Annotated in this window: 5 protein-coding genes; 3 read left to right on the top strand and 2 right to left on the bottom strand. The window is 39.7% G+C overall.

Features of this window, described 5'->3' with window-relative positions:
- Positions 1 to 216: 216 nt before the first annotated feature.
- The 3 genes from I6E82_RS08725 (at position 217) to I6E82_RS08715 (ending at position 10,929) form a co-directional block, all read left to right on the top strand.
- The gene (locus I6E82_RS08725; protein ID WP_197117596.1) at positions 217 to 9,045 is read left to right on the top strand and encodes a GH36-type glycosyl hydrolase domain-containing protein; all 8,829 of its coding nucleotides are present in this window, start codon (positions 217 to 219) and stop codon (positions 9,043 to 9,045) included.
- A 22-nt stretch (positions 9,046 to 9,067) separates the two neighbouring features.
- On the top strand, positions 9,068 to 10,555 hold the full coding sequence (locus I6E82_RS08720; protein ID WP_197117594.1) for a bifunctional 2-methylcitrate dehydratase/aconitate hydratase: 1,488 nt from the start codon (positions 9,068 to 9,070) through the stop codon (positions 10,553 to 10,555).
- A 170-nt stretch (positions 10,556 to 10,725) separates the two neighbouring features.
- A complete protein-coding gene (locus I6E82_RS08715) occupies positions 10,726 to 10,929 on the top strand; it encodes a hypothetical protein (protein WP_024590352.1) in 204 nt (67 codons plus the stop codon).
- A gap of 76 nt (positions 10,930 to 11,005) precedes the next feature.
- On the opposite strand, the gene I6E82_RS08710 is transcribed toward I6E82_RS08715, so the two are convergent.
- Positions 11,006 to 13,564, bottom strand: coding sequence for a putative bifunctional diguanylate cyclase/phosphodiesterase (locus I6E82_RS08710; RefSeq protein WP_197117592.1), 2,559 nt, complete (start codon positions 13,562 to 13,564; stop codon positions 11,006 to 11,008).
- A gap of 456 nt (positions 13,565 to 14,020) precedes the next feature.
- Positions 14,021 to 14,479, bottom strand: coding sequence for an ATPase (locus I6E82_RS08705; protein ID WP_197117590.1), 459 nt, complete (start codon positions 14,477 to 14,479; stop codon positions 14,021 to 14,023).
- Between the last annotated feature and the right edge of the window lie 15 nt (positions 14,480 to 14,494).

Below are 14,494 nucleotides of genomic sequence, written 5' to 3'. Positions count from 1 at the left end.
CTATTAGACTATGTGTGTTGACGAACCGACCCTTAACGAAGCTTGTTATATGTTGATGTATGTATTCAACAATAAGATAAACTTTATGAATATTTTTAATGATTACCTGCTCACCTCTAATAACCAAAATAATTTAAAACATCTTTTTTTAAATCCAGTGATAAATTTAACCGTCAATATCTTCACTACGACGTTTAGTCTCAAGTATTTACCACGATGAATAAAAATAAGCTTATCAACATCCTTTCGCCATTTTTCCCTTGGCTTAAATCAGCTCCCCCAAAAGAACAAATCCCCATTCGATCAGAGCTCTTAAGTGCTGAACAAATGGAAAAACATGCAAAATCACTAGCAAAAAGTCATATTTTAGATGCTAAAAACACTCAAGATCAGCTACTTGAGCGCCTAGACGAAAACGAAAAAGTACTGATTAAAGCCAATAGTTTATTAACCATTGCCGTTAAAGCAAAGCAGCCTATAGTGCCCTCTGGTGAGTGGTTACTCGATAATTTTTATCTTATTGAAGAGCAAATTCGTACCGCTCGGCTTCATTTACCTAAGCACTATAGTCAGGAACTGCCACGTTTAGAGCAAGGTGCCTCTTTAGGTATGCCGCGAGTTTATGATATTGCGTTAAATGTAATTTCCCATGGCGACGGGCGTGTAGATAGCGAAATTCTAGCGCAATTTTTAGCCGCGTATCAAACAGTAACAACGCTTAACCTTGGTGAACTCTGGGCCATTCCAATTATGCTAAGGTTAGCCTTAATTGAAAACCTACAACGCGTAAGTACACGTATCATAATCGCACGCCAGCACCTAAATCTAGCCCAACAGTGGGCTAATCAAATGTTAGAAATTGCTGAGCAAGACCCTAATAGTTTAATTTTAGTTATTGCCGACATGGCACGCTCAAAGCCTCCTATGGAAAGCGCTTTTGTAGCAGAGCTAACTCGTTTATTACAAGGGCATGGTTCGGCATTAGCACTTCCCCTTACTTGGATTGAACAACAACTAGCTGATTCGAGTTTAACCATAGAACAACTAGTACAAAAAGAGAATCAGCAACAAGCCGCTGATCAAGTCTCAATTAGCAATAACATTAGTAGCTTACGCTGGTTGACCGCGATGAACTGGGCGGATTTTGTAGAAGATCATAGCGCTGTAGAACACATTTTGCGCCAAGATATAGAGGGTGTGTATGGTTATATGGACTTTATCACACGAGATAGTTACAGAAAAATCATAGATCAACTCGCTAAGCAAAGCTCATTTTCAGAAGTCGATATAGCTAAAAAAGCAATAAAATTAGCCCAGCAGGCTGATCAAGCCCAAACAATATCAAACACAACGCTTGCGCCTAACCATATAGGCTACTATTTAATTGATAAAGGTATTACGCAATTAAAGCAGCGCATAACAGTAAAAACGTCTATTTTGAAAACGTTATTTTCGCAAGCCAAGCGTATAACATTAATACTTTATTTAGGAGCAATTATATCCTTAACAGCCCTAATTAGTGCCTCTTTTATGGCTATGGTCGTTCCTGATAACATACCTCACTGGCAGTTTATTCTTTTAATAATTTTAACTTTATTCGGAGCAAGTCAATTAGCCTCAGCACTCGTAAACTGGATAGTTACCTTGCTAGTCGAACCACAACGATTACCCAGAATGGACTATTCAAAAGGGTTGCCAGCGCAAAATAAAACATTCGTAGTAATCCCTACAATACTTACCAGCTCTATAGGTATTGAGCAGTTATTAGAAGTACTCGAAGTTAGATTTTTAGGTAATCGCGATCAACATATACACTTTGCTCTACTGACCGACTTTACTGATGCAGAGCAACAAACACTCCCCACAGACGAAGCGTTGCTATCGCAAGTACGCCTTGGTATAGAAAACCTTAATGCCAAATATGCAGAGCCTTCTCTTTTACAGCAAGAAAGTCGCTTTTTTTTACTGCATCGCCCACGAACCTGGAATCCAAAAGAGCAAATTTGGATGGGGTTTGAACGTAAACGCGGAAAATTATCAGATCTAAACGCACTGCTTCGAAACCCAATAGAACATGCATTTGAACTTATCGTCGGTGATATTAACGCTATACAAAAAGTCAAATATGTCATTACTTTAGATACCGATACACAACTTCCACGAGATTGTGCCCGTCAGTTAGTTGCGACCATGGCGCACCCTTTAAATCAACCAAGATTTGATGAAAAAAGACAATGTATTGTAGGCGGCTACGGCATTTTACAACCACGTATGGCAGCAAGTCTATCGGGACATAACCCTTCTCGTTACTCGCAATTATTTGGTGAAGAACCGGGTATCGACCCATATACGCGTTCAATATCCGATGTATACCAAGACCTCTTTTCACAAGGCTCATTTATCGGTAAAGGTATATACGATATAGATGCATTTGAACAAACACTTGGTAACCGTTTACCACAAAACCAAATACTCAGCCATGATTTACTCGAAGGTTGCTATGCTCGATCAGGGTTGATTAGTGATGTGCACTTGTACGAAGAATACCCTACACGTTACAACACTGATATGTGTCGGCGTGAGCGCTGGATCAGAGGAGATTGGCAAATTGTGCGCTGGTTACTTCCTCGTGTTTTAAACACTCGAAGCGATAAATGTCAAAATCCTTTGTCACCTTTATCACGTTGGAAAATTCTTGATAATTTACGTCGAAGTGTCGAACCACTCGCAATCTTTTTATTACTTACGGTAGGTTGGTTTACAGCAGCTAATCCATTGAAATGGACCCTTGCCATAAGTGCTATTTATTTATTACCCCCATTGCTGAGCGCGCTAATTTCGTCGATGCGCAAACCCGCAGAAATGCTGATATCCCACCATTTGCATGATGTTTTACAGTGCTTTGTTCGTCAACTTATTCAAATCGGTTTTCGTTTAGCATGTTTACCTTTTGAGGCTGTGTTTAACTTAACCGCAATATTACGTAGTGCGGGTCGAATGCTGTTTACTCAACGTCGTTTATTAGAGTGGCATGTCACAGATCATAAATCTAATCATGTAGTAAATGCCTTAATAAATAGTTATTACACTATGTGGACTGCGCCATTTATTGCGATTACTTTAATCGCTTCGCTACTTTACTTTGCCCCTTTACACTTAACTTTTACAAATATATTAGCTGTATTTCCTCTACTTTTATTATGGCTTTTATCACCGGCTATAACATGGTGGTTTAGTGAGCCTAAACTCGATAATTTAGCGCCACTGAGCGACAAGCAACAATTATTTTTACAAACTATTGCCCGTAAAACATGGGCTTTTTTCGACCACTTTAACACTGCAGACGATCATTGGTTAATTCCCGATAACTATCAAGAGGAAGCCGGTCCTGTTATTGCGCACCGTACATCGCCTACTAATATTGGTCTGTCTTTACTGGCTAACGTTAGCGCCTATGATTTTGGTTTTATTGTACAAAGTGATTTAATTCAACGCACGCAAGATTGCTTTAATACCCTCGATAAACTCGAGCGCCACGAAGGGCATTTTTATAACTGGTACGACACACAAACATTGCAACCTTTGCCACCGCGCTATATTTCATCAGTAGATAGCGGTAACTTAGCCGGTCACCTTTTAACTTTACAAATAGCATTAAAAGAACTCCCTTCTAAACCTATTGTTCACCCACAAATGTTTGAAGGCATAAGTATCACTTTGGCTATTGTGGCAAACTTGTTTAAAACATTGCAATTAGACTCAGAGCAAAATAAAAACAATATTATCGATACCGCTATTAATGCCATGAGCTCAATACTTAACGCTGTTCGTATCACTGCGCCTACAAATCTATATGACGTTGAACAGCACTTAATTACACTCAATAATAATGCGCGAATATTGTTAGAGAATATAAAGCAAGACGCTACTAATGATTTAGATACAAAGTCGCAAGAGCATAAAGTATGGACTCAAGACTTACACAGGCAATGCCAGCGTACCCTAAACGAACTCTATTTATTTTCGCCATGGCTCAAACTAACTAATCCGCCAGTTAGCTTAAAACTGCAATTTCTTGATTCTAATATTTTGACAATGCAGCAATTAGTTAAACGTTGCCCCGACACTATTAACGCAATTGATGCGCTTTTATCATCGGTATTACCATCCGACGAAACTCAGTGGCTTTCTTCATTACGTATTCATACTTTAGCCAGTACACAGCTTGCCAAAGATTGCATTTCGCAATGTGACAAATTAGCCAACAGAGCGATTGAATTTGCACAAATGGAATATGCATTTTTATATGATGAGTCTCGCCATTTATTGGCTATTGGTTATAACGTAGATGAGCATCGACGTGACACCAGTTTTTACGATTTACTGGCATCTGAAGCACGTTTAGCCAGTTTTATTGCTATAGCACAAGGTAAATTGCCACAGCAAACCTGGTTCGCTCTAAGTCGTCTACTAACCAGCGCTGGCGCCGAGCCGGTGCTGGTGTCGTGGAGTGGCTCTATGTTTGAGTATCTTATGCCCATGTTAGTTATGCCTAGCTACGACGGTACATTGCTCGAACAAACTTGCCGTGCAGCGGTTACCCGACAAATTGATTATGGAAAAAGACAAAACGTACCGTGGGGCATATCTGAGTCGGCATACAATACGGTAGATGCTTCTCTTAATTTTCAATATCATGCCTTTGGCGTACCGGGTTTAGGGCTAAAACGAGGCTTATCAGAAGACCTCGTCATCGCTCCCTACGCGTCTGCATTGGCATTAATGGTTAACCCACAAGCCGCGTGCGAAAATCTTCAACTGTTAGCTGATAGTGGACTTGAGGGACATTACGGATTGTATGAGGCAATAGATTACACCCCTGCCCGTTTATCCAGAGATCAAAAAAGCGCAGTCATTCGCTCCTTTATGGCTCACCATCAAGGTATGAGCTTACTTGCATTGGCATATCATTTACTTGACCAGCCTATGCAAAAACGCTTTGAATCAGACCCTTTACTGCAATCAGTTTTGCTATTACTACAAGAGCGCGTGCCTAAAACATCTATATTCCAACCTCATATAGACCAATACGCAGAGAGCGGGGCTTTATTTGAACATGCAAAAATAAAGGTTAATCCACCTATTCCAGCCATTACCCCAACACCCCAAGTACAGCTACTTTCAAATGGTCGTTACCATGTAATGCTTACAAATGCAGGAGGTGGCTACAGCCGCTGGACCGAATTAGCCGTTACACGGTGGCGTGAGGATCCTACTTGCGACAATTGGGGAACATTTGTCTATATTAGAGATACAGCCACAGGCGACTTTTGGTCGGCAGCCCACCAGCCAACGCTAAAACCAGCCCAGTCGTATAGCGCATCATTTTCTGAAGGTCGCGCTGAGTTTCGCCGAAGCGATCAACATATAGAAACTTACACTGAAATCGTTGTCTCTCCGGAGGACGATATTGAACTTCGTCGTATACGCTTAAGTAATCACTCACCCGATACCCGTACAATTGATATAACCACTTATGCAGAAGTTGTAATGGCAAACCCTGCAGCCGACCTTATGCAACCGTCATTTAGTAATTTGTTTGTACAAACTGAAATACTTCCATGTGGCAATGCCATTTTATGTACTCGTCGTGCACGCTCTGCTGATGAAAAAACACCTTGGATGTTTCATTTACTTTCAACACGCGTCAATAGCAGTACAACAAAAGTCGGACCCCTGTCTTGTACAACTGATCGCATGCAATTTATTGGTAGAGGTCGCTCTTTGGTTTCACCACAAGCAATGCTAGAAATGGGCGAACTTGACGCTAAACAAGGGTCTGTGCTTGATCCTATTGTTGCTATTCGTGCTCCTGTGGCTTTACTTGCTGGCAGTGTAGTAACACTCGATGTAATAACGGGTATGGCACAAAGTAGACAGGCTTGCCTTGCGTTAATTGCTAAATATCAAGATCATCACATTACCGATCGAGCACTTGATTTAGCATGGACTCATAGCGATGTGACCTTACGCCAAATTAACGCCAATGAAGCAGATGCTCAACTCTACCGGCAGCTGGCTGGGTATATTTTGTATGCCAATGCAACTCTTCGGGCTAACGCATCTGTATTAATACAAAATCGTCGAGGACAATCTGGACTATGGGGCTACTCAATTTCTGGCGACTTACCTATCATATTATTAAAAGTAGCCAGCGGTAATAATATTGAAATTGCCCGCCAACTTATTCAATGCCATGCATATTGGCGCTTAAAAGGGCTTGTCGCTGATTTAGTCATTTGGAATGAAGAGCAAGTTGGTTACCGACAAGGTTTGCAAGACCAAATTATGGGGCTAATCGCAACGGGCACTGAGTCTCATTATATTGATCGCCCTGGCGGGATATTCGTTCGCTCAGCAGAACAAATTTCGAATGAAGACCGCATACTGTTACAAGCCGTTTCGCGGATTATTATTGATCAAAGTGGCACATTGGCAGAGCAAGTAAACCGTCGAACGCTTGCAGAGAAAAACGTAAAGGGATTAATCCCAACTCAAGCATTACATCCCAAAATCAATCAAGCGCTTGGCAATACTCAAGAAAACTTACTTTTAAATAATGGACTGGGTGGGTTTAGTGAAGATGGTCGCGAATATATTATTACCACCACCGAAGCGAATAAAACCCCTCTGCCTTGGGTTAATGTGTTAGCAAACGCACATTTTGGCAGCGTTATTGACGAAAATGGTTTTGCTTATACGTGGAGCGAAAACGCCCATGAGTTTCGTTTAACGCCGTGGAGTGCAGACACTACAGGCTCATCTGGTGGCGAAGCCTTTTATTTACGTGATGAAGATACAGGTAAATTTTGGTCACCTTGTGCGATGCCAAAACGTGGGGCTAATCCCTATATAACCCGCCATGGCTTTGGTTATAGTACCTTTGAGCACAGTGAAACCGGCATCGAATCCTCTCTTTGTGTGTATGTAGATACACTCGACGCCGTAAAATACTCGGTATTAAAAATTAAAAACAACTCATTAACTACCAGGCGCCTAAGTGCAACAGGTTATGTTGAATGGGTACTTGGCGATCTTCGTTCTAAAACAGCGCTACACCTTGTAACAGAAATTGATGCTAAGAGCGGTGCATTGGTTGCCTCTAATGCCTATAACTCAGAGTTTGGTGGCAGAGTTGCTTTTTTTGACGTTGATGATATGTCACGAACACTAACAGGAGACCGTAGCGAGTTTATTGGTCGCAATAAAACATTACACGACCCCCAGGCAATGACTCGTACTCATTTATCTGGCAACTTAGGAGCGGCACTCGATCCGTGCGGTGCAATTCAAGTCCCTTTTGAACTGCAAAGTGAACAAGAGCGCACAATTATTTTTAGGCTCGGTGCTGCGCAAAATAAAGAGCAAGCAAGTACGCTTGCTTTAAAACTCAGAAAACCCGGTACAGCACGCATTGCACTCGAAAAAGTCACTGATTTTTGGCAGCAAACACTCGGCAGTGTGCAGGTTAACACCCCCGACCCTGCATTGAATGTATTAGCAAATGGCTGGCTTGTGTACCAAACTTTAGCATGTCGTTTTTGGGCTCGCAGTGGGTTTTATCAAAGTGGTGGCGCGTTTGGCTTTCGCGATCAGTTACAAGATGCCATGGCATTAATACATGCTTCGCCTGCATTACTAAGGGATCACATACTGTACTGCGCCACACGTCAGTATAGCGAAGGTGATGTGCAACATTGGTGGCACCCACCATCAGGGCGCGGTGTAAGAACACGCTGTTCAGACGATTATTTATGGCTACCATTAGCTACGTGTCGTTACATAAAAGGCACTGATGACATAACTATTTTAGATGAGCTAATGCCCTTTATTGAAGGTCGCCCCCTTAAAGACGACGAAGAATCCTATTACGACTTACCCTCTGTGAGTGCAGCAAGGTCGAGCCTTTACAAGCATTGCGTGTTGGCAATTGAGCATGGTTTACACTTTGGAGAAAAAGGTTTACCGTTAATGGGCTCAGGAGATTGGAATGACGGTATGAGCCTTGTTGGAATACACGGCAAAGGCGAAAGCGTTTGGCTGGGGTTCTTTTTATATAAAATACTACAAGAATTTTCTCCTATTGCTGCATTACATGGCGATATAGAGTTTGCTACTCGTTGTGACGATGAAGCACAAAAACTACAAGGTAACCTAGCTAAACACGCATGGGACGGAGCTTGGTATCGTCGCGCATGGTTTGACGACGGAACCGCGCTGGGCTCATCACAAAGCCCAGAGTGCACTATTGACTCAATAGCGCAAAGTTGGTCAGTGCTCTCTGGTGCAGCTAATAATGAGCGCTCTACGCAAGCAATGTCGTCTTTGTATCAGCATTTGGTCAATAGCGATGATAAATTAATCCAATTACTCAATCCGCCTTTTGATAAATCAAAAATGAACCCTGGTTATATAAAAGGTTACGTCCCGGGCGTGCGCGAAAATGGCGGGCAGTATACGCATGCCGCTATTTGGGCAAGCATGGCATTTGCTCAACAAGGCGACAAAAAAAGAGCGTGGGAATTGATGAATATAATCAATCCATTAAATCATGCTAAAAACGCCGAACAAGTTGAAACCTATAAAGGCGAACCTTATGTCGTAGCCGCCGATGTTTATGCCGTTGCTCCGCATATTGGACGAGGCGGTTGGACGTGGTATACCGGATCTGCGGGTTGGTTATACCGACTAATAATAGAATCTTTATTAGGTGTAACACGAACAGGAAATAAGCTAACCATTTCACCGTGTATTCCAGAGGATTGGAGCACCTACTCAATCGACTATCGCTTCGAGAGCACCTATTACCATATTACAATTGAGCAAATTATAGGGGATGAAAAACATAATAAAAGTGAGCTAATACTTGACGGTATGGCGCTTGAATCAACTTATATTCCACTTGAAAACGATAAGCAAAAGCATGAAGTTCACCTAAGCGTTTACTCAGTGAATTCTAATAAATTGAAACCAAGTAAAATATAAACAAACGAATTAAGGATACAAAATGAGTAGTAATACAGATAATAACACTCGCCCAGATTACGACAGTGTTATCCAGGATATCGCTGATTATGTATTAACGTTTGAAGTATCAAGCGCAGAAGCACTAAACACTGCACGTAATTGTCTAATGGATACCTTAGGCTGTGGACTGCTCGCTTTAAAGTTTTCACAATGTACCAAACTTCTTGGTCCAATTGTCAAAGGGACCGTTGTTCCTAATGGCGCACGAGTACCAGGGACCTCGCTCATACTCGACCCTGTTAAAGCAGCGTGGGACATTGGTTGTACCATCCGCTGGCTCGATTACAATGATACGTGGTTAGCTGCTGAATGGGGGCACCCTTCTGATAACTTAGGTGCTATTTTAGCTGTAGCCGATCACTTGTCTCAAGTCAGAATCGCAAATTCACAGCCTCCCCTGACTATGCGAGACGTACTTGAAGCCATGATTATGGCGCATGAAATTCAAGGCGTTATCGCATTAGAAAATTCTTTTAATCGTGTTGGCTTATGCCATGTATTATTGGTGCGTGTAGCCTCAACGGCTGTTGTCACAAAAATGATGGGGGGCAGTAGAGAGCAAATAATGGCAGCCATATCTCAAGCATGGGTTGATGGTTCTGCACTGCGTACTTATCGTCATGCGCCAAACACTGGGTCTCGTAAATCTTGGGCTGCGGGCGATGCAACTTCCAGAGCAGTTTATTTAGCTGATATGGCAATGCGCGGTGAAATGGGTATACCCAGTGCATTAACAGCTGCGCAATGGGGGTTTTATGATGTCTCTTTCTCCAAAACTAATAAAGACCAAGCACTAAAGCCTGAAGCGGAGCGCACGTTTTCGTTCTCCCAAGGTTACGGTTCATATGTAATGGAAAACATTTTGTTTAAAATTTCTTTTCCAGCAGAGTTTCATGCGCAAACAGCAGCAGAAGCCTCCGTTATTTTGCACCCTCAAGTAAAGTCGCGTTTAGACGATATTGAGAAAATAGTGATCCGCACCCACGAGTCAGCCATACGCATTATTTCTAAAACAGGACCGCTTGCCAACGCAGCTGACCGCGACCATTGCTTACAATATATGATTGCCGTTCCCTTGGCATTTGGGAACTTAACTAGCGATCATTATGAGGACGACTTTCACAACACGCACCCTATCATCGATAAACTACGCGACAAAATGGAGGTGTTAGAAGATAAACGCTTTACAGCTGAATACTTAGAGGCGGACAAACGCTCTATTGCCAATGCAATTCAAGTTTTCTTTAACGATGGTAGTAAAACAGAAGAAGTGGTTGTGCAGTACCCTTTGGGTCATCGCCGTCGCCGTGAGGAAGGCATTCCATTATTAGAGCTTAAATTCAAATCTAATTTAGCAACACGCCTTGCAACCCAACAATGCCAAACCATATTTACCCTTTGTAAAGATCAAGCCAAGCTTGAAAATACGCCAGTAAACAGCTTTATGGACTTATTTGTTATTCAATAAGTTAAATTGCAGTATGTACGGTGATACTGTAATACCAATTCGCTTAATTAAGCGATCTATTTTTAGGTAATAAAATAGCTCATTAACAAAGCGAGCTTATAATATACAATTGTTTTATATAAATATTTTTAAAACGAAGCTTTAACAAAACACAACGAACGGGACTTATTATGACTAATGAAATTAAACACTCAATCGCAAACTTTGCAGCCTTAGAAACTTCAATAGCAAATGGGGAAGAACAATCGGTAAAAGAATTATTAGCAGATCAGTCAATGCAAGAGCTAGAAAAAAGCTACCTGTTAGACTTAGCTAAACTCGGTAATAACAGCGCTATCATAAAGCTATTAAATGATATTCCCGTAAAAAAATAGACGCTCGTGGCTATGTTATTACTCCATAGCTAGCGAGTTAATCCATGTTGTAAGGTAATAATTGATTATTCTCGTTTTACTTATGATGACTTGTTTTATTTAGGCTATTAATATAATCAATAAGATTATTTAAAGGTATTGGTTTGGAAAAATAATAGCCTTGAACCCTTATACTGCTGAATTGAGATAAATAGGCGATCAGCTCAGCATTTTCAACACCTTCAATGACCACTATTTTTTTAAGCTCTGTACAAATCTTGATGATACCTTCTAATAAAGCGCGTTCTTGGCCCTCATGCTCAGCACCAATCGTGAACTCCCGATCTATTTTTATAATATTAGCAGGCTGCCTCGACAAGTAAGAAAGGCTAGAATACCCAGCGCCAAAGTCATCAATCGCAACGTTAAAGCCCTTAGCCATCAGCTCTCTAAGAACGCCTTCGATAACCCCTTTTTCTGACATGACTGTTTCAGTCACTTCAACGGTGAGCCGATGTGGCTCTATATCTTTATCAGAGACTAATTGGCAAATATATGCAACAAACCCTTGCAGCTGTAATTGCTGGGGTGAAAAATTAACAGCCACAGTAATATTTTTTAACTGCGCAGTATTACTCATATCTTTAAGTACCTGTGCTAGTACTTGTTTGCCAACTTCTAATATTTGCCCCGTTTGCTCTGCTATAGGTATAAAAATAGCCGGGGAAATATACGCACCATTACTTTTCCATCGCACCAAACTCTCAACACTAATCACTTTGTTATCAGATAAACTATGGATTGGTTGGTAATACACTTCTAAGTCACCATTTTTAAGCGCTTTTTGAAGCTCTCCTCTAATGTGGACTATTTCTTTATGCTTATCATCCATTAGCTTATGATAAAAACAAAGCTGATTCCCTCCAAGGGTTTTCGCACTGTCCATAGCAATATCTGCATGCTGTAATAGTACTTTTGAATTTCCTACTCTTTCTTTAGACATCGATATACCAGCGCTGGCTGTAAGATAAATATCAACGTCCTCTAAATAATAAACGTTTGCTAAAGAGCTTATTAATACTGATATTTCTTCTCTTAGTTTATCTTTACTTATATTACTGTAATAAAGAATAAACTCATCATTACCAAAGCGTGCTATTGAGTCGGCTGTCAGCGCGTTATTTTTAAGTCTTCTTGCAACTAGCTTGAGAACTTTATCGCCTATGGCATGCCCTAAACTATTATTTATAGAACTAAAGCCATCTAGGTTTATAAAAACCATTGCACACGGTGAGTTTAACGCTTTGGCCTGCTTAGACTGTTTAGCGTTTATTTCATCATCTAGCGCATCTCGGCGAATTAGCCCTGTTAACTCATCATATTTAGCCATTTTAAACAGCTTTTTTGATTGTTGTTTTAGTAGGTATGAAGAGTCTGAAGCAAGTATAAAAATATAGATAAAGATGAAAGTAAGCCAAATTATAATTTGTTCGACTTTTGCCCTTTCTTTTAATGCAGAGTAGTTATTAATAAAACTATATACATTGTGCTTTAAAATGCCCATTACATCGACTTTTTCTACAATATAGTCACTGTATAAACTCAATAGTATATTTAAATCGTATACGTTTTGCTTTTTAGCATTAACAGAAAAGTAAACTTGAGGCGTCAATTCAATAAATACATCAAACGTATTTAGATAATCTATGTATCTGTTCTCAATTAATAAATTCATGTCTAGTAAAGCTAAAACTTGATACTTACTGCCAGTAACTGAATTTATAGGTATCGAAAACATAATAGTCGGCGTACTCGTTTTCAACGTTAATGAATTAGCTGCAAATCTAACTTCATCCGTAGTTGTATTTAACCAGTTCACTACAGAATCACTTGATAGAAATCCACTGGAAATAAATTGCTTAGAAAATATGTCACCTTCAACTAACGTAAGATTTTCATCAAGAATAAGCATCCCTTTGATGATTTTATAATCCCTCGCATAATTTTTCATATCAACAGCGGCAAGCTTTAAAAAATTATCATGACTCACTTTTTCTAATCTCGACTTAATCCGAGATAATGACTTTTTATGCTCATCAAGGTTTTTATTAAGCATTGTCCCCACTAAGCTTATTTTTTCTCGTGCTTTTTCTTCTTCACTACTCACTGTTTTTACTGCACTAGCGTACCATAAAGACACACCCGTAAAGATAACTAAAAACATGACTGCTTTGGTAAACTTAGCCCCTTTAGTTATCGTTGCAGAACATAAAATTTTAATAATGAGCGCTGAGAAAAAAGAAAAAACCATAACGGCATTTAAAGCAGTAATAAATGGATTATCACTAATTAAAAAAAACTTTTCGTCAACGACTCCCCATAAGCTCAATTGAAAATTTAAGAAAAAAGCACACCCTAGAATGCCTAATACAGGAGTCACATATTTAACTTTTTTTGTAAATTTAAAATTAAATAATAAAGTTAAGATTGAGCCTAAAACTAGCGATATTAAAGCGGTACTAATAGAAATTATAGGCATCAGAGGTGCTTCAAGTAAAATACTCTCCAACCCACCCAAAATTACTACAACAACAAAAAACTGAATAAAGCCTAAATATAAAATACTTGCTGCTGATTGAGTTAGAGATAACCGCATGAGTCTGTTGTAACCTTCTAATTTGAGTCGCCAAGATCTTAAACTGTAAAGCAACTGCCGTATTAGTACAGTCAAATTTAATTGTTTTGTATTATATTAAATAAAAAGATACAGCCTTTATGGCTATATATTAAATTGAGGGAATAATCTAACGAAAAATAAGTAGATTCATAGTCATGCAATATCATCTGCTTCTCATTTTAATATCAACCTACATAAATATTTGAACAATTAAAACAAATTAAATCACTCTATAACGTTGCTAAATAGACCCCGTATATAAGCAGATTGGTATAACTTAGTAACTAAGATTGACTGTCCGGATATATTGAGCACACCAAACTATTTTACTTAACTCGATTAAAAGAAAAGATCCTTGATATAAATGGATATCACATACATTTGATTGAACTGACACCTTAGTAATACACTAATATTGCCAGTTCAATCAGTCTATTACATATCTGAAAACCGGTTAGCCGATTGCACAATTCTTTTTATCTCATTTTCTTCAATATCTTTTATTGTATCAAGCAACGTTTTTGCGCTTTCGATATCTACACGAGAATATATATGAATGTATAACTCAATAACTTGTTCATGATGGTTTACTATTTTCTCCATAATGTCTGAAATATCTAGCTCTTCAAAGAGTGAGTTGCAATCAACGCGCTCAATAATTGAGTGCTTTACGATGTAATCAAAACACCAGGTGTTTAGCGCTTTTACGTCTGCCGTATTTTCAAATCCTTGTACAATATTCTCTAAACTCTCCTCATGCTCAGATAGGTAGCGAAGCATCATTCGTGCTCCCTCATCCTTATTTTGTTCAGAGCTCTGGTTTAGGCTATCTTTTAAGTTTTTGTGAAATAAAACGGTCCAATTGAGTACATCTCTAATTGTTTCAATTTGCATTTATTGCTCCTAAGT

Source organism: Pseudoalteromonas sp. NZS11, assembly GCF_015864765.1.
In the GTDB taxonomy this organism is placed as follows: Bacteria; Pseudomonadota; Gammaproteobacteria; order Enterobacterales; family Alteromonadaceae; genus Pseudoalteromonas; species Pseudoalteromonas arctica.
The sequence above is the reverse complement of the archived record's forward strand: the minus strand, read 5'-3'. Positions and strand labels throughout refer to the sequence as shown.

Coding starts and splice junctions, on each gene's coding strand:
- I6E82_RS08715 (WP_024590352.1), top strand. CDS start 10,726: ATGACTAATGAAATTAAACACTCAATCGCAAACTTTGCAGCCTTAGAA.
- I6E82_RS08705 (WP_197117590.1), bottom strand. CDS start 14,479: ATGCAAATTGAAACAATTAGAGATGTACTCAATTGGACCGTTTTATTT.
- I6E82_RS08710 (WP_197117592.1), bottom strand. CDS start 13,564: ATGCGGTTATCTCTAACTCAATCAGCAGCAAGTATTTTATATTTAGGC.
- I6E82_RS08720 (WP_197117594.1), top strand. CDS start 9,068: ATGAGTAGTAATACAGATAATAACACTCGCCCAGATTACGACAGTGTT.
- I6E82_RS08725 (WP_197117596.1), top strand. CDS start 217: ATGAATAAAAATAAGCTTATCAACATCCTTTCGCCATTTTTCCCTTGG.